Below are 17,017 nucleotides of genomic sequence, written 5' to 3'. Positions count from 1 at the left end.
GAGAATAAAATTAGAGACAATGAGAGGAATTAACTAATTAGCTGATCAACCAATCATCAAATTAATAACATGAATAATTTCCCAAAAATTATCATATCTGGTGGTGGCACAGGCGGGCACATTTTTCCCGCTGTTGCCATTGCTAATGCGCTAAAAGCAATTTCGCCGCAATGCGAAATCCTGTTTGTTGGTGCAGAAGGGCGCATGGAAATGGAGAAAGTTCCTGCGGCTGGATATAAAATTGTGGGACTAAATATTAGTGGCATTCAACGAGGTTCAATTTTAAAAAACCTTGGGCTACCATTTAAGGTTATAGGTAGTGTACGCAAAGCGATGAAACTAATTACCGATTTCAAACCCAATGCTGTAGTAGGTGTTGGCGGTTATGCATCAGGCCCTTTGCTTTACGCTGCATCTCTAAAGAAAATACCTTATTTGATACAAGAGCAAAATTCTTACGCAGGCATTACCAATAAGTTGCTAGGGAAAAAAGCGTCAAAAATTTGCGTAGCGTTTGACGGGATGGAAGCATTCTTTCCTGCAGATAGAATTTTGAAGACTGGAAATCCAGTGCGGAAAAACATTGTGGAGATTGAAGGTCGCCGCCATGCAGGAGCTGAGTTGTTGAAATTAGATCCACTAAAGAAAACCATTTTGGTAACTGGAGGGAGTTTGGGTGCTGGAACATTAAATAAAAGTGTTGAAAAGCATTTGGCCGAAATCATCGCACAAGATGTGCAGGTGATTTGGCAAACGGGCAAGTTTTATTACAAAGGAATTGTGGAGAGACTAGGCTTAGACTATCATCCTAACTTTCGCATTTTGGAATTTTTAAATCAGATGGATTTGGCCTATGCTGCCTCTGACGTGATTATATCCAGGGCAGGAGCAGGAACCATTGCAGAACTATGCCTGATTAAAAAGCCAGTGATTTTGGTGCCTTCGCCAAACGTAGCAGAAGACCATCAAACTAAAAATGCTTTGGCTTTGGTCAAAGAAAATGCGGCCATCTTAATTACAGATGCTTCGGCGGAAGATACTTTGGTGGCCCAAGCGCTAAGCTTGTTAAATGATAAAGAAAAATCAGCGCAGCTGAGTGAAAATATAGGAAAAATGGCTTTTGCTAATGCCGATGAAGTGATAGCGAAAGAAGTGTTGAAATTAATTAGATAAAGGAATAAGGAACAAAGAGTAAAGACTGTTGCTAAAAGTTTTTCTCTCTCTTCTAGGGGGAGAGATGCCAGAGGCAGAGAGGGGCTTAAAAAATGGAATTGTCAAACATCAATAGGGTTTATTTTGTAGGCATAGGGGGGATAGGCATGAGTGCGCTTGCTCGCTATTTTGCAAAACGTGGCTGCGTAGTTTGCGGCTATGATAAAACTCGTACTGCTTTGACGGCCCAACTGGAGCAGGAAGGAATCTTGATTTCTTTTGTGGATGAAGAGGAGATGATTCCAGTTGCTTTTAGAGAGAAATACGGCGACACTCTAATTGTGTTTACGCCTGCTATTCCTAAAGATTCGCATATCCTTAACTACTTTCAGCGTAAAGGTTTCGACTTGAAAAAACGGTCCGAAGTATTAGGGATCATTAGTGAAGGCATGTACTGCATTGGTGTGGCGGGTACTCATGGCAAAACAACCACTTCATCAATGGTGGCACACCTATTAACCGATACGGGCTTTGGTTGTACAGCGTTTTTGGGTGGCATTACCACTAACTATAACAGCAATGTGCTCTATGGTAAAAATAACGTAGTGGTGGTAGAGGCTGACGAATACGATAGATCATTCCTGACTTTACATCCAGATGTAGCGGTCATCACTTCAATGGATGCCGACCATTTAGATATCTACGGAGATGAAAGTCATTTGCACGAATCGTTTAACCTGTTTGCTTCACAGCTGAAATCAGAAGGTCGTTTGTTTATTAAGGATGGTTTGCCTATTGCTGGAATTACGTACAGCGCTACAGGAAATTCTGCAATCAATGCTAAAAATATCAGGGTAGAAGATGGCTGTTTCGTATTCGACTTTGAAGATGGTTATACCACCATTAAGGATTTGAAATTGGCGATGCCTGGAAAGCATAACGTGGAGAATGCCACGGCTGCCATTGGAGTGGCTTTGAGTTTGGGCATTCATCCAAAGAGTGTGAAAAAAGCAATAGCGAGCTTTAAAGGAGTGAAACGTAGGTTTGAAACGATCGTAAAAACCAATGAGCATATTTATATAGATGATTATGCACATCACCCAGAAGAACTTAGGGCTTGTTTTGATGCTGTGAGACAATTGCATCCTGATAAAAAACTGACAGTAATTTTTCAGCCGCATTTGTTTACTCGTACGCGTGATTTTGCAGACGAGTTTGCGAAAGTATTGTCTACCGCTGATGATATCATTCTATTGGAAATTTATCCAGCAAGAGAATTGCTTATTGAAGGGGTGACTTCACAAATGCTATTGGATAAAATTACCAGTGAACATAAACAAGTTTGTGCCAAAGAAAGCGTAGTAGAACTAATTAAAGATAAAAACCCAGAGCTGGTGTTAACCGTTGGCGCTGGAGATATAGATACCATTATTGAACCATTAAAAAATACGTTAACCCATGCTTAAAAGGATCAACTGGAAAGCGATATTTAAAGGGTTTGCCTGGCTGGTTTGCTTGGCGGGAATGGTGGTATTGATGAGTTTTATCGACGCGAAAAAGCAATCGGTAAAGTGCGCCAAAATTGAAATATTGATTCCGGGAGCGGATAACTTTATAGAGATAGAAGAAATTGATGCCATTTTGAAACAAAACCAAGGCGATTTAATTGGTCGGAACTTGGAAGGAATCAATCTTCATGAGATAGAAAAAAGTATCGCTGCAAACCCTTACATCGGTTTTGTAAAGGTCTATGCCGATATGAACGGGACAGTTTATGTAGAAGTAAGGCAGCGCCAGCCTGTACTAAGAATTTTAAATGCAGGTGGGCAAGATTATTATGTGGATAGCGATGGATTGAAAATGCCTGTGTCGCCAAACTTTACGGCAAACGTATTGGTGGCTACAGGAAATATCTTGGAAGGATTTAATGGAAGGGTAGATACCTTGATGACAGCCAATGCCAAAGATCTATATAAAGCAGCATTGTTCATCAAACAAGATACCCTTTGGGATGCGCAGGTAGAACAACTTTATATCAATGATAAAAATGATATAGAAATGGTGCCTAGAGTGGGTAACCAACGGATTATACTAGGCAATGCGAAAGATATAGACGTGAAGATGGCCAATTTGCTAGCCTTTTATAAGCAAGCCATGCCAAAAGTAGGTTGGAATGCCTATCGCACTATTAATTTGAAATACGTTAACCAAATTGTTTGCGAGAAGAGAGATTCAACAAGCATTAAAAAGCTAGAGAAACCATTAATTCCCGACTCCGTTACGCAGCAAAGGCAAGTGATCGATAACGTAGTGAAGGCAACCATACAAGACGAGATTAATAAAGCAAAACAGATAAGTACGGAGGAAAAGAAGAAAGAAGAGAACAAGGAGAACGTCGCACCAGTCCCAGCGAAAATAGATGCTAAGAAGGCAGAGCGTACTGCAGACAAAAATAAAGCTTCGAAAAGTGTAGAAAAGGACGGTGAGAAAAAAGCTACGACAACAAAAACAGAGCAGAAGCAAACAACAAATAAAGAAAAACCAGCTACCAAAGAAAAGCAGGGAACAAAAACAAACAGATAATATCAAACTCAACAAATAAATATAATGGTTATGGGCAAAGAGAAAACTACCATTCAATCTCCAATCGTAGTAGGATTAGACATTGGCACTACCAAGATCTGCGTAATTGTGGGCCGCAGAACTAATCATGGTAAAATAGAAGTTTTAGGCATTGGCAAAGCCGAATCAGCGGGCGTTACCCGTGGAGTGGTATCCAATATCCAAAAAACAGTGCAGGGCATCAATGCAGCAGTAGAAATCGCTAGCGCGCAATCGAACGTCGAAATTAGAGTAGTAAACGTAGGTATTGCCGGACAGCACATCAAGAGTTTGCAACACCGAGGTATTTTAACCCGTAGAGAGCTGAACAATGAAATCAGCAAGAAAGATATCGAAAAATTAATTGACGATATGTTCAAGTTGGTAATGCCTCCAGGGGAAGAAATTATTCATGTATTGCCGCAAGAATTTACCATCGACAATGAACCTGGAATCAAAGATCCAGTAGGGATGGCGGGCGTTCGTTTAGAAGCTAACTTCCACATCATTTCTGGTCAGGTTACTGCCGTTAAAAATATCATGCGTTGTGTAACCAATGCAGGACTACAAACCCAAGAGCTCATTTTAGAGCCGTTGGCTTCATCTGAATCGGTGTTGAGCGAAGAAGAAAAAGAAGCTGGCGTTTGTTTAGTTGATATTGGTGGTGGAACTACCGATGTGGCCATTTTCCACGAAGGCATCATTCGTCACACCGCAGTAATTCCTTTTGGAGGTAACAGTGTAACCGAAGACATCAGAGAAGGATGTTCGGTCATGCGTAACCAGGCAGAATTATTGAAAACTCGTTTCGGTTCAGCCCTGGCCGAAGAGAACAAGGAAAACGAAATTATCTGTGTTCCTGGATTGCGTGGTCGTGAGCCAAAAGAAATCTCTGTTAAAAACCTTGCCTACATCATCCAGGCCCGTATGGAAGAAATTGTGGAGCACGTTTATTACGAGATCAAATCATCTGGTTACGAAAAACGTTTGATTGGCGGTGTGGTTATTACAGGTGGTGGCGCTTTATTGAAACATTTGAACCAAATGGTAGAGTATGTGACAGGCTTAGATTGCCGTGTGGGTTATCCAAACGAGCACTTGTCTAAATACGAAGAAATGCCTAAAAATATCTACGACGATTTGAAGAGTCCAATGTATGCAACCTCGGTAGGTTTGTTGATCAAAGGAATTCAAAAAGCCGAAGAATTGTTGGAAGAAATGAAGCAACCAGGCGTTTTTGTAGAGAAACCACGTGAAGTAAAAGAGAAGCCAAAAAGAAGTGGATTGTTTGATAAATTACTAGGGAAAGCATCAGAATTTATCAGAGATGACATGAATGTTAGCGACGAAGATTATATCAAGCCTTAATATTTTTCCACAATTTGGGAATTTTCCACATTCTTAACAGTTGTGGAAAACGACTGTTAAAAAAGTGTTAATATTACAAGAGGAATGAACAGCAAAAATTAGATTTTTAAACTACTGATTCATAACAATATGAAGTTCGAAATGTTAAAAGATAAATCTTCAATCATCAAAGTTATTGGTGTTGGAGGTGGTGGAGGTAACGCGGTAAACCACATGTACCGTCAAGGAATTACTGGTGTAGACTTTATTATTTGTAATACTGATGCGCAAGCATTGGAGTTTAGCCCTATTCCTAACAAAGTACAATTGGGTGCTAGCTTAACCGAAGGAATGGGAGCTGGTTCAATTCCAGAAGTAGGAAAAAACTCCGCTATAGAAAATATAGAGGATATCAAAAATATGTTGGGCCCAACTACCAAAATGCTTTTTATTACGGCAGGTATGGGTGGCGGTACTGGTACTGGTGCTAGTCCAATTATCGCTAAAGCAGCAAAAGAACTCGATATATTAACCGTAGCCATCATTACTACGCCTTTCTCTTTCGAAGGAAAAAGACGTAAGATGCAAGCGGACGACGGTTTGGAAGAATTGAAGAAATACGTTGATTCTTACTTAGTGATTTCTAACGATAGACTACGTGAGATTTTCGGAAACCTAACTTTAGGTTCTGCGTTTGCACAAGCAGATGATATCTTAACCACGGCAGCTAAAGGTATTGCCGAGATCATTACAGTGCCTGGTTATATCAACGTCGATTTTAAAGATGTGCGTACGGTGATGAAAGAAAGCGGTGTGTGTATCATGGGTAGTTATGCTGCCGATGGTGATAACCGTGCTTTAGCAGCAGTTGAGGGTGCTTTAGCTTCGCCATTATTAAAAGATAACGAAATTGAAGGTGCAAGATATATCCTTTTAAACATCAGTTCTGGTGTAAAAGAGGTAACGATGGATGAGGTTTCGGTGATTACAGATTATATCCAAGATAAAGCAGGTTTAAGTGCCGACTTAATTTGGGGTAACTGTATTGATGAGAACTTGGGAGATAAGATCTCGGTAACGATTATCGCTACTGGTTTCCAAACTACCGAGCAAAGAGAGAAAGACAAACAAAACGTTAAAAAAATCTCTTTGTTAACACCAGAAGAAGCCCCATTGGTAAGACCAGTAGAGCCAGTAAACTCATTCATCACGCCTAAAGAGGCCCCAGTGAGCAATGAGCCCGTATTGAAAGTTCAACCAGAGGAAACTAAACAGCCAGACTTATTTGGCGATTTATTTAATATCGCTAAGCCTGCTCCAGTAGCGGCAGCACCTAGTCCTGCGCCAGTAACGGAAGAGCCAGGTTTCGTTTTCCATCAATTGGTGGAAGAGAAAATCACAGCAGAAGAACCTACCAATATTGAAGAACCTGGTTTTGAGTTCGAAGTAAAAGTAGCCGAAACCGAATTTGTTTTTGAAACGCCGATTGCTTCTATTCCAGAAGAAATTGTAGAAGAACAACCAGCGCCAGTAGCACCAGTAGAGGCTTACAATGCTGACCAAGATAAGACCGATGAATCAATTGAAGAACAATTGAGAAAATCAAAAGAGAGAATTTTGAGGTTGAAAGATCTTAGCATGAAGTTAAGAACCACGAACGGCCTACAAGAGTTGGAAAATGTACCTGCTTATCAACGCAAGCAAATGCAATTACAACAAATCCAACACTCATCTGAATCACAAGTATCTAGATTTACTTTGACCAATGATGAGGATGGTGAAACAGGAATTAGACCTAATAACTCATTTTTGCACGATAATGTGGACTAATGACAATAATTAAGTCATTGATAAAGCCTTGGTAATTTATATTGCTAAGGCTTTTTTATTTAGCTGATCGTCATTTCAAGCGGAGCGTAACGAAGCCGAGAAATCTTTGGGGAGCAAATAATAATCTGAGTAAAAACTTGAGTTCGATAATTGTTGCACTGATTATTGGTGATATAATAGACGATATATAACACTGACTTTGAAATAAATTCAGGGTGACGTTAAATTTTACACTCCGTCATGCTGAATTTATTTCAGCATCAGCTTTTAGAGTATGTTGTCGTTAACTTATTAATCGAACTCAGGTTAAAAATAGATGGATTAGATCAAGAATATGAAAAGAAAAGTCAAAAGATCTCTCCGCTACGGTCGAGATGACGGGTAGGAGCGTTTAATTAAGCTTGTCAAATCGTGATTTAAAACTTAAATTTGCGCACTATTAACACAGTATAATAACATCTTACATAAACATTTAACATTGGATATTTTTGATAAAGTAGCAAAACGCATGGGACCAATTGGTCAACACCAAAGCTGGTCACATGGGTATTTTTCTTTTCCAAAACTAGAGGGAGAGATTGCGCCTCACATGCAGTTTAGAGGCAAGGAACATTTGGTTTGGAGCTTAAACAACTATTTAGGTTTGGCTAACCATCCAGAAGTAAGGAAAGCTGATGAGCAGGGTGCTGCTGAATTTGGTATGGCTTATCCTATGGGCGCACGTATGATGTCGGGTAACTCAAAATACCATGAACAATTAGAACAAGATCTTGCGGCATTTGTAGGTAAAGACGATGCATTTTTATTGAATTTCGGTTATCAAGGGATGGTGTCAATTATTGATGCTCTGCTTGACCGTAATGATGTGGTTGTTTATGATGGAGAGTCGCATGCTTGTATTTTAGACGGACTTCGTTTACACATGGGCAAGCGTTTTGTTTATAAACACAATAACGTAGAAGACGCACGAAAACAATTACAAAGAGCTACTAAATTGGTTGAACAAAGTGGTGGCGGTATCTTGTTAATTACCGAAGGTGTTTTTGGCATGTCTGGCGCTCAAGGAAAATTGAAAGAGCTGATCGAATTAAAAAAGGAATTCAATTTCCGTTTGTTAATTGATGATGCACACGGTTTTGGCACTATGGGTCCAACGGGTGCTGGAACTCACGAAGCTCAAGACAGCATTGAAGGTGTTGATGTTTACTTTGCCACTTTTGCAAAATCGATGGCGGGTATTGGTGCCTTCGTTGCCTCAACCAAACAATTAACGGATTATTTCAGGTATAACATGCGTTCTCAGACCTTTGCGAAGGCTTTGCCTATGCCAATGGTAATTGGTCTAATGAAACGCTTAGAGCTGCTTAAAAATAATCCAGAGCTAAGAGAAAAATTATGGACCATTGCTACTACCTTGCAAAATGGCTTACGTGAGCGTGGTTTTGATATTGGCGTAACCAATACGGTAGTCACACCAGTTTTTTTGAAAGGTGAATTGTTAGAAGCTACATCCCTTACGCACGACTTACGTGAAAATTATGGAATTTTCTGCTCTATTGTGGTATATCCAGTTATTCCAAAAGGAATGATCGAGTTAAGATTGATTCCAACTGCGGTACATACCTTAGAAGATGTACAGCGTACGCTGGATGCCTTTAGTGAAGTGTCCGAAAAACTGAAACGTGGTTATTATCAGCAGAATAAGTTTTCTTCCGCAGAATAAAAATAGCATTTAAAAAAGCCCCGTACGTGCGGGGCTTTTTCGTTGAAGCTTTGATTTACAGCGGATTGCTGTTTATAAGTGTAGGTTTTGTGGAAAAAAAACGCAAAAACCCTCATTTTTTATTTTGACAAAAGTTTTTTTTATAAAATAAACGTCTTACATTAGTAATAGAGTATTAATCAAAACCTTAAAAACTAATAGGAGTATTTTAAAAATGAAAAAATTTGCTGAAGTAAAGGCACTAGTAGCAGCTTTAGAAGCTGATGTGGACAAATTTTACAACAAGTCAAACAGTGCAGCTGGAACACGTGTACGTAAAGGTATGCAAGATTTGAAAAACTTAGCTCAAAGCATCCGCTTAGAAGTGCAAGACACTAAAAACAAAGCTTAATTTAAACGCATTGTTAATGAAAAAGCGCCCCTGACCAAGGCGCTTTTTTGATTCTAGGTATTTTGAACCAACGTTGTCGTCATTTCAAACACTTTACACAAACCTCGTAGGTTTTTAAAACCTACGAGGTTTAAATTAGCTGGAACTAACCGTCATTTCGACGATAGGAGAAATCTAGCAAGGATAAATAATATTATTAGCTAGGTTTAACTTCGCTATAGCATAACGTTAGATTTCTCCTCCTTCGTTCGTCGAAATGACGAAGGCTTGTGTCATCCTTTGTCGTCATTGCGAGGCACGAAGCAATCTTAAAGTGGTGGTTATTCTAATGTTGCAGGATTGCTTCGTGCCTCGCAATGAAGAAGTCCAAAGAAAAAGCCCCGATTGAATTTCAATCGGGGCTTTTTTATTTTAATACGATGGCTACGCCAGTTGTTTCAATTGCTCCGCAATAGCTGCGTTCAAACCTTCAGTAGCTTTCACCAATGGTAAACGAACATCGTCACCACAAATGCCAAGTTGTTTCAAAGCAGATTTTACACCTACTGGATTACCTTCGGCAAAGCATAATCTCGTAAATTCTAATAAACTTAAATGTGCAGGCGTTGCTTTTACAAATTCACCATTTAAACATAATCTGATCATGTCAGAAAATTGTTTAGGCAAGGCATTTCCGATTACAGAAATGACACCTACAGCACCAATAGACATCATTGGTAAGGCTACAGGATCATCTCCAGAAATCAACATGAAATCTGCAGGTTTATCCCTCATGATTTGGTTAAACTGGTCAAATGATCCCGCTGCATCTTTAATTCCAATCAGGTTTTTAAAGTCGTGTGCAAGCCTGCAAGTGGTTTCTGGTAACATGTTCGAGCCAGTTCTGCCAGGTACATTATAAAGCAAGATAGGCAATTCACTTGTTTCGCTTAGGTATTTATAATGTTGGTAAATACCTTCCTGATTGGGCTTATTGTAGTATGGGCTTACAGATAAGATGGCACTGTAGCCATTGCTTTCAAAAGTTCTAATTTCTTCGGCAACACCTAAAGTATCATTGCCACCAATGCCCGCCACTAAAGGCAAGCGGCCATTGTTAATTTCAGCGGTAAACTCCCACACCTTCTTCTTCTCGTCCTTGCTTAATGTGGCAGTTTCGCCAGTTGTACCTAAAGACACAAGGTAATCGATACCTCCATTAACCAAGTGATTGATCAGGCGTTCTAAACCCTGATAATCTACCGAGCCATCGGTGTTGAACGGTGTGATCATTGCTACACCTGTTCCGTGAAATTTGTTCATTATATATTATTAATTATTGAATTATTGAATGATAGAATTTTGAAGAGGTTATGCTTATTGCTAATTACTTACTCATTCAAGACTCATTCATTCAAAATTAAGTTTCTCATTCAATCATTTCCTCTAGCTCAACCTCGCTAATCATTTTGATGTTCAGCTTAGTGGCTTTCTCCAATTTAGACGGCCCCATATTGTCACCAGCCACTAAAAAGTCGAGTTTTGCGGAGATACTGCTTAAAATTTTACCCCCATTTTCTTCGATTAAATTCTTCAGTTCGTCTCTGCTGTATTTTTCGAAAACGCCCGAAATTACAAATGTTTTTCCATTTAATTTATCGCTTTGGGGCTTATTTGAACTTTCTTTGACTTCGAAGCATAAACCTGCATCTTTCAATTCGTTTATCTGCGCAACGTTGCTGTTTTTTGCGAAATATTCATTAATGCTGTCTGCAATACGAACCCCAATTTCATCAATAGCAGTAAGTTCTTCTAAAGATGCCGCTGCTAAATTGTCAATGTTCTTGACACCTTTGGCTAGTTTTTTGGCGACGGTTTCACCTACATATCTGATCCCCAAACCAAACAGTACTTTTTCAAAAGGCATTTGTTTTGATTGCTCAATGCCTTTCAGCATGTTTTCTATCGATTTTTCTCCGAAACGCTCGATGCTTTTCAATTCATCGGCCTTATCGTGTAGTTTGTATAAATCGCTAATATGCCTAACCAATCCACGTTTATAAAAAGTTTCAATCGTTTCGTCACCCAGGCCATCGATATTCATCGCTTTGCGACCAATAAAATGCTGTATTTTTCCAACAATCTGTGGACCACATCCATCTTCATTGGTGCAATAGTAAGCGGCTTCCCCTTCTTTTCTAATTAACGGCGTACCGCATTCGGGGCAATTTTCAATAAAATGAATCGCTTTTGTTCCAGGCTTGCGTAAATCTAAATTTACCTTAATGATTTTCGGAATGATTTCTCCACCTTTTTCAACGAGAACGGTATCACCTTCATGTAAATCCAAACGTGTAATTTCATCCGCATTGTGCAGGGTTGCCCTTTTTACGGTGGTACCTGCTAACACCACTGGTTTTAGATTAGCTACAGGCGTAACCGCACCCGTACGGCCTACCTGATAGGTCACTTTCTCCAATACTGTTTGTACTTCGGCCGCTTTATATTTATACGAAATGGCCCAGCGTGGCGATTTGGCCGTGAAGCCTAGTTCCTGTTGTTGACCATAACTGTTCACTTTAATCACAATCCCGTCAATGTCATAACTGAGCTTAAAACGTGCCTCGTCCCAATAGTGGATGAAATCCAAAACCTCTTCAATACTTCCAGCTAATTTGGTGTGTTCGCAAACATGAAAACCCCATTGTTTCACGGCCTCTAAACTTTCCCAGTGGGTTTTAAAAACCTGCTTATCGGTGTAAAGTCCATAAAGGAAGCAATCTAAAGGACGTTTTTTTACCTCTTTAGAATCTTGCATTTTTACCGTTCCTGCAGCAAAGTTGCGTGGATTGGCGTAGGTCACTTCACCCAGTTCTTCGCGTTCTTTATTTAAACGGTCAAAAGCGGCTCTGTGCATAAATACTTCGCCTCTGATTTCGAAAGTTTCAGGAATGTTCTCGCCCTTAACTTTGTGGGGAATAGAATGAATCGTCTTAATGTTGGCCGTTACGTCATCACCCTGTGTCCCATCCCCTCTGGTTACCGCACGCACCAATGCACCGTTTTCGTAGGTCAGGCTCATCGAAAGTCCATCAAACTTCAGCTCGCAAACGTATTCAAAATCATCGCCGATGGCCTTGCGTACACGTTCGTCAAAATCTCTAAGGTCTTGCTCGTTATAGGTGTTTCCTAAGGAGAGCATCGGCCATTTATGTCTTACCGTATTGAAGGTTTTGGTAATATCGCCGCCAACTTTTTGAGTAGGCGAGTTGGGATCTGCATACTCGGGATACGCTTGTTCCAACTGAGCCAGTTCTTCCAATTTCTTGTCAAACTCGTAATCGGCTATGGTTGGCATGGCCAAAACATAGTAGTTGTAGGTATGTTGGTTGAGCTCGGTAACCAGCGCATCCATTTTATCTTTTATCTCAAACATTGACATAGCTACGAAGATAAGAAAAGCGGTTTAGGGTTGAAAGAAGATTTATTTTGATAAGGTAGTTTTGCTAAAATGGACGTTACCAATTTGAATTTGGAAGCTTCCGATTTAAATTTGGAAGCTTCCAATCTGAAAGTTAGACCGCACCAATTTAAAATCATAAAACCTTAGATTTTTGAAAGCCCCTGAAAATCCTCTCATATTGTAATTTCGACATTTCTTAATCTAAAATATAGATTTTCTTTTTCTTTAAGCTAAAACCAATTTTGTTGCCTAACCAGTTGATGCTGGTTTTTCCTTCGTAAATTAATCCCTCAATAAAGTGTACTTTGGGGTTGTTTACAGTAGCATAATCATTAGAGATGGAAGTAATGGAGCCTTTGTATATTTTGGTGATTTGATTTGCGTTAAACTCGCTTTTCTTTTCGATGGTTTCAAGCGCTCCCTTATTCAAATTTAGTGTGGTTATTAATTTATCGCTTAACCAGAAAGAGTTACTGCCCGCACCAGAATCTAACAATACTTTGATTTTGTATTTGCCATTTAGCACTACATAAGTGAAAATGTCGGTGGCATTATCTGCTTGTGTGGCTAATTGAATATCGAATGATTTAATGTTTTTGGTGGACTTGATTTCTCCCAAAATGATTTGCTTCTGGTTGTAATCGATAATGAAGTCGGTGTCTTCCAACATCGGTAAAGAAATTAAACCATCAATGCCGTTAATCTTCATGTCGAAAGTGGTGTAAACCGTATTCTTGAAGCTTTTTCCACCAAAGCTGATTTCTTTGCTATAGAAAATAGGGCAGTCAATGCGTTCGCCAGTTGCCCTAAAGGCGGTGAAAAAATTATAGGTTTGTTGTTGGGAAAGGTCTTTGGCGAAGTTGTTAAAAAACAAGTTGATTCCACCTCCTGTGTCGAAAATAAAATTGCCCTCTTTGCCTTCTATTTTGGCTTTTACCAAAATATGCCCAGCAGGAGTGAGTTGAAACGGAATGCTTTGCGCAAAGATGTTAAAAGGGATAAGGAGTAATAATAGGAGCAACTTTTTCATTGAATGGTTTTGTAAGTAATTTTTAAATGCCCAAAATTAATGTTTTGATAGAGCATTTTTATTAGCTTTTTGCGATTTGGAGACTTTAGAAACCTACGAGGTTTAAGTTAAAGCACTGCAATTGATTATTAAACCCGATTGTAGTGGAAATACTTTTTGGTTCGTCTAGAGAAACCTCACAGTTTTTTTAAAATCTGTGAGGTTTGAGCAACAGCCACAAAAAGATTGCAACGGAAAGCGGGACATTGGAAAGTTAAGAGCGAATGACCCTGCTTTTCAGAAAAAAATAATTAGTCTTCGTTTGAGTTTAACAGGTTTGAAATTGGTGTTAATTTGTTGTTTGCAAGTGCTTGCAACAAGGTTTTTTATGCAGTTGTTTAAAACTTATCTCTTTTAAATGAGCACCAAATCTTATATTTACGCATCCCAAAAATTTTTTTAGCACATGAGTGAAGAACTGGACGATTTAAACGAAACCAATTTGCCCGAAGAGCAGGAACATAAGCACACGGTGATTCCTATCAACGGTTTGTATGAAAATTGGTTTTTGGACTATGCTTCGTATGTAATTTTGGATAGGGCGGTGCCGCATATCAACGACGGTTTTAAGCCTGTACAGCGCCGTATCATGCATTCATTAAAGGAAATGGATGATGGACGTTTTAACAAAGCGGCCAATGTGATTGGTAATACCATGAAGTACCACCCGCACGGGGATGCCTCTATTGGGGATGCGATGGTGCAAATTGGACAGAAAAACCTATTGATTGATTGTCAGGGTAACTGGGGCGACCCGATTACTGGCGATAGTGCTGCTGCGCCACGTTATATTGAAGCTCGTTTATCGAAATTTGCAAACGATGTAGTTTTTAATGCCGATACGACGGTTTGGCAACTGAGTTACGATGGTCGTAACAACGAGCCGCTTACTTTGCCTGTAAAGTTTCCTTTATTGCTGGCACAGGGTGCGGAGGGGATTGCCGTAGGTTTGGCCACCAAAATTATGCCCCACAACTTTGTGGAGTTAATTGATGCTTCTATTGAAATTTTGAAAGGCAATAGAAGTAACATCCTGCCCGATTTTTTTACGGGTGGTATGGCCGATTTTTCGAACTACAACGAAGGTCAGCGGGGTGGTAAAATTAGGGTACGTGCTAAAATTACCGAACGTGATAAAAAGACTTTGGTGATTACCGAAGTTCCATATAGTACTACTACTGGGTCGTTAATTGATAGTGTGTTAGCGGCTAACGATAAGGGTAAAATTAAAATCAAAAAAATTGAGGATAACACGGCTGCCAATGTTGAAATTGTAGTGCATTTGGCTCCTGGTATTTCTCCCGATGTAACGATTGATGCCTTGTACGCTTTCACTAATTGTGAGGTATCTATATCGCCAAATACCTGTGTAATCAAGGATGATAAACCTCACTTTTTAAGTGTTAACGACATTTTAGAGCAAAACACGAAATTCACCAAGTCCTTACTTAAGCAGGAATTAGAGATTCGTTTGCATGAGTTACAGGAACGGGTGTTTTTCAGCTCTTTATTGAAAATTTTTATCCAGGAGGGGATGTACAAAAATTCTGAGTACGAAAACTCTGGAGATTTTGACACCGTAGTGGAAGTTTTGCATCGTTTGTTTGAACCATTTAAGGCTTCTTTATATCGAGAAATTCAACCTGAAGATTTCAAGAAACTGATCGACAAGCCGATGAGTAGCATCACCCGTTTTGATGTGAAAAAGGCCGATGAAATGATGAAAGCTTTGGAGGATGAGATGAAGACGGTGCGTGGCCATTTACGTCATTTAACGGATTACACCATTGCTTGGTTTGAGAAAATTAAAGCCAAATATGGGAAAGGCCGTGAGCGTAAAACAGAAATTAGGCTATTTGACAGGGTGGAAGCTGCGAAAGTAGCCTTGGCCAATGTGAAACTGTACATGAACCGTGAAGATGGTTTTATTGGTACTGGCCTTAAAAAGGACGAGTATATTGGAGATTGCTCGGATATTGATGAGATTATTGTGTTCCGTGAGGATGGTCGTTTTATTGTGACCAAAGTATCGGATAAAACTTTTGTGGGTAAGCAGATTATCCATGCCCAAGTGTTTAAAAAGGGCGATGAACGTACGGTTTACAACATGATTTATAAGGATGGCGGAAGCGGCATCAGTTATATCAAACGTTTTTCGGTAGTTGGGGTAACTCGTGATAAGGAATATGACCTTACCAAGGGAACCAAAGGCTCAAAAGTGCTGTACTTTACGGCTAATCCTAATGGCGAGGCAGAGATTGTTAACGTACAGTTGAAACCTCATTCTAAGTTGAAGAAACTGGCCATTGATATTGATTTTGCCAATATTGCCATTAAGGGCCGAAGCTCGATGGGTAACATTGTAGTGAAATTTCCAATTAAAAAGGTATTGCTAAAATCTAAGGGTGTTTCTACGTTGGCGGGTATTAAAATTTGGTACGATGATATTTTGAAACGTCTGAATGTGGATGGCAGAGGTAAATATCTAGGGGAATTTGATGGCGATGATAAAATCTTGCAGGTGTATAGTAACGGTACTTATGAGTTGAGCACCTTTGAACTGAACAACCATTTTGACGAAGGCATTGTACTGATGCAGAAATTTAATGCTGAACATGTGTACGGTGTAGTGCATTATGATGGCAAGGCCAAAAATTATTTCGTAAAACGATTTGTTTTTGATGTACAGCCAATTGGTAAAGTGGTGAGCTTTATCAGTGAAGAAAATGGTTCGAAAATGGTTTTCATTACTGGTAAAGCAGATGCCAAGTTAACCGTTGATGTAGAAAAGGGTAAAACCAAGATACCAGAAACGTTGGAGCTGGAATTGGCCAGCTTAATTGATGTAAAAGGTTGGAAAGCGAACGGAAATAGGTTAACACCGCATACGGTAAAGAACATTACTTTGGTTGATGCAGAGCTAGAAATTGGTATTGACCATTTGGAAGACTCGCATTTTGAGGTGGTAGAGGTACATACTGACCCCAGCAAAGAAGGTGCGGAACCAGAAGACGGTGCGGAAGAAACGGTGAATGAAATTCGGGTAGCGGAAGTAAGCCCTGAACCGAATGAAGATAGCCCTACTTTTGAACCAAAAGAAGAAGGGGAGGACAAACCAAAAGAAGCGCCTAAAAAGGCAAAGCCAAGCTTTAAATCAGCAGCCAAGCCTTTGGTGGTAGAGGAACCTGTAAAAGAGGTTAAACCTAAAACTGAATCTGAAAAACCTGCTGCTGAAGGAGCAGAGCCGCCAGTACAGAAAAAGAAAATATCGTTCGAGATTACCAATCCTGGTGATATTAAAATAGATGATAAAGGACAGGGTTCTTTGTTTTAAATGACTCTTATATAGACTTACGAAGTTTTCGAAACTTCGTAAGTCTCCTAGTATCCCATTAACTTTTTAGTTCGTAAGTCTGAGCCTGTCGAAGACTATTCTGATCACGCGATTAATTGAAAGTACTT

General features: G+C 39.6%; 11 protein-coding genes. 8 read left to right on the top strand and 3 right to left on the bottom strand.

Annotated features, from left to right (window positions below):
* The first annotated feature begins 69 nt into the window (after positions 1 to 69).
* From murG to DUT70_RS09545, 7 genes are all read left to right on the top strand, one after another.
* On the top strand, positions 70 to 1,173 hold the full coding sequence (gene murG, locus DUT70_RS09575) for an undecaprenyldiphospho-muramoylpentapeptide beta-N-acetylglucosaminyltransferase (RefSeq protein ID WP_113647094.1): 1,104 nt from the start codon (positions 70 to 72) through the stop codon (positions 1,171 to 1,173).
* 92 nt (positions 1,174 to 1,265) lie between these two features.
* Positions 1,266 to 2,618 carry a UDP-N-acetylmuramate--L-alanine ligase gene (gene murC / locus DUT70_RS09570; RefSeq protein WP_113647093.1) on the top strand — a complete coding sequence of 451 codons (1,353 nt, stop codon included), beginning with the start codon at positions 1,266 to 1,268 and terminating at the stop codon, positions 2,616 to 2,618.
* On the top strand, positions 2,611 to 3,735 hold the full coding sequence (locus DUT70_RS09565) for a cell division protein FtsQ/DivIB (protein ID WP_205529769.1): 1,125 nt from the start codon (positions 2,611 to 2,613) through the stop codon (positions 3,733 to 3,735). Before murC ends, DUT70_RS09565 begins: the two co-directional genes overlap by 8 nt.
* A gap of 30 nt (positions 3,736 to 3,765) precedes the next feature.
* Complete coding sequence (gene ftsA / locus DUT70_RS09560; RefSeq protein ID WP_113647092.1) at positions 3,766 to 5,121, top strand: cell division protein FtsA; 1,356 nt, start codon at positions 3,766 to 3,768, stop codon at positions 5,119 to 5,121.
* Between the two features lie 129 nt (positions 5,122 to 5,250).
* Positions 5,251 to 6,930: a cell division protein FtsZ gene (gene ftsZ / locus DUT70_RS09555; protein ID WP_113647091.1), complete on the top strand. Its 1,680-nt coding sequence runs from the start codon at positions 5,251 to 5,253 to the stop codon at positions 6,928 to 6,930.
* A 478-nt stretch (positions 6,931 to 7,408) separates the two neighbouring features.
* Positions 7,409 to 8,653 carry an aminotransferase class I/II-fold pyridoxal phosphate-dependent enzyme gene (locus tag DUT70_RS09550; RefSeq protein ID WP_113647090.1) on the top strand — a complete coding sequence of 415 codons (1,245 nt, stop codon included), beginning with the start codon at positions 7,409 to 7,411 and terminating at the stop codon, positions 8,651 to 8,653.
* A 214-nt stretch (positions 8,654 to 8,867) separates the two neighbouring features.
* Positions 8,868 to 9,044, top strand: a complete 177-nt coding sequence (locus DUT70_RS09545; RefSeq protein ID WP_113647089.1) for a histone H1 — start codon at positions 8,868 to 8,870, stop codon at positions 9,042 to 9,044.
* A 423-nt stretch (positions 9,045 to 9,467) separates the two neighbouring features.
* Here the strand turns inward: DUT70_RS09545 and dapA are convergent, their stop codons facing one another.
* The 3 genes from dapA to DUT70_RS09530 all read right to left on the bottom strand — a co-directional run bounded on the left by dapA (position 9,468) and on the right by DUT70_RS09530 (position 13,516).
* Entirely contained in the window at positions 9,468 to 10,346 is an 879-nt protein-coding gene (dapA, locus tag DUT70_RS09540) for a 4-hydroxy-tetrahydrodipicolinate synthase (protein ID WP_113647088.1), read from the bottom strand.
* A gap of 106 nt (positions 10,347 to 10,452) precedes the next feature.
* Complete coding sequence (ligA, locus tag DUT70_RS09535; RefSeq protein ID WP_113647087.1) at positions 10,453 to 12,465, bottom strand: NAD-dependent DNA ligase LigA; 2,013 nt, start codon at positions 12,463 to 12,465, stop codon at positions 10,453 to 10,455.
* Positions 12,466 to 12,682: 217 nt separating this feature from the next.
* Complete coding sequence (locus tag DUT70_RS09530) at positions 12,683 to 13,516, bottom strand: aspartyl protease family protein (protein WP_113647086.1); 834 nt, start codon at positions 13,514 to 13,516, stop codon at positions 12,683 to 12,685.
* 445 nt (positions 13,517 to 13,961) lie between these two features.
* On the opposite strand from DUT70_RS09530, the gene DUT70_RS09525 reads away from it, so the two are divergent.
* Complete coding sequence (locus DUT70_RS09525; protein WP_113647085.1) at positions 13,962 to 16,889, top strand: DNA gyrase/topoisomerase IV subunit A; 2,928 nt, start codon at positions 13,962 to 13,964, stop codon at positions 16,887 to 16,889.
* The last annotated feature ends 128 nt before the right edge of the window (positions 16,890 to 17,017 follow it).

This window comes from Pedobacter chitinilyticus (genome assembly GCF_003313385.1).
GTDB classification, from domain to species: Bacteria; Bacteroidota; Bacteroidia; order Sphingobacteriales; family Sphingobacteriaceae; genus Pedobacter; species Pedobacter chitinilyticus.
This window is presented reverse-complemented; position numbering and strand designations above follow the sequence as displayed.

Coding starts and splice junctions, on each gene's coding strand:
- ftsZ (WP_113647091.1), top strand. CDS start 5,251: ATGAAGTTCGAAATGTTAAAAGATAAATCTTCAATCATCAAAGTTATT.
- DUT70_RS09565 (WP_205529769.1), top strand. CDS start 2,611: ATGCTTAAAAGGATCAACTGGAAAGCGATATTTAAAGGGTTTGCCTGG.
- ftsA (WP_113647092.1), top strand. CDS start 3,766: ATGGGCAAAGAGAAAACTACCATTCAATCTCCAATCGTAGTAGGATTA.
- DUT70_RS09525 (WP_113647085.1), top strand. CDS start 13,962: ATGAGTGAAGAACTGGACGATTTAAACGAAACCAATTTGCCCGAAGAG.
- DUT70_RS09530 (WP_113647086.1), bottom strand. CDS start 13,516: ATGAAAAAGTTGCTCCTATTATTACTCCTTATCCCTTTTAACATCTTT.
- murC (WP_113647093.1), top strand. CDS start 1,266: ATGGAATTGTCAAACATCAATAGGGTTTATTTTGTAGGCATAGGGGGG.
- DUT70_RS09545 (WP_113647089.1), top strand. CDS start 8,868: ATGAAAAAATTTGCTGAAGTAAAGGCACTAGTAGCAGCTTTAGAAGCT.
- murG (WP_113647094.1), top strand. CDS start 70: ATGAATAATTTCCCAAAAATTATCATATCTGGTGGTGGCACAGGCGGG.
- ligA (WP_113647087.1), bottom strand. CDS start 12,465: ATGTCAATGTTTGAGATAAAAGATAAAATGGATGCGCTGGTTACCGAG.
- dapA (WP_113647088.1), bottom strand. CDS start 10,346: ATGAACAAATTTCACGGAACAGGTGTAGCAATGATCACACCGTTCAAC.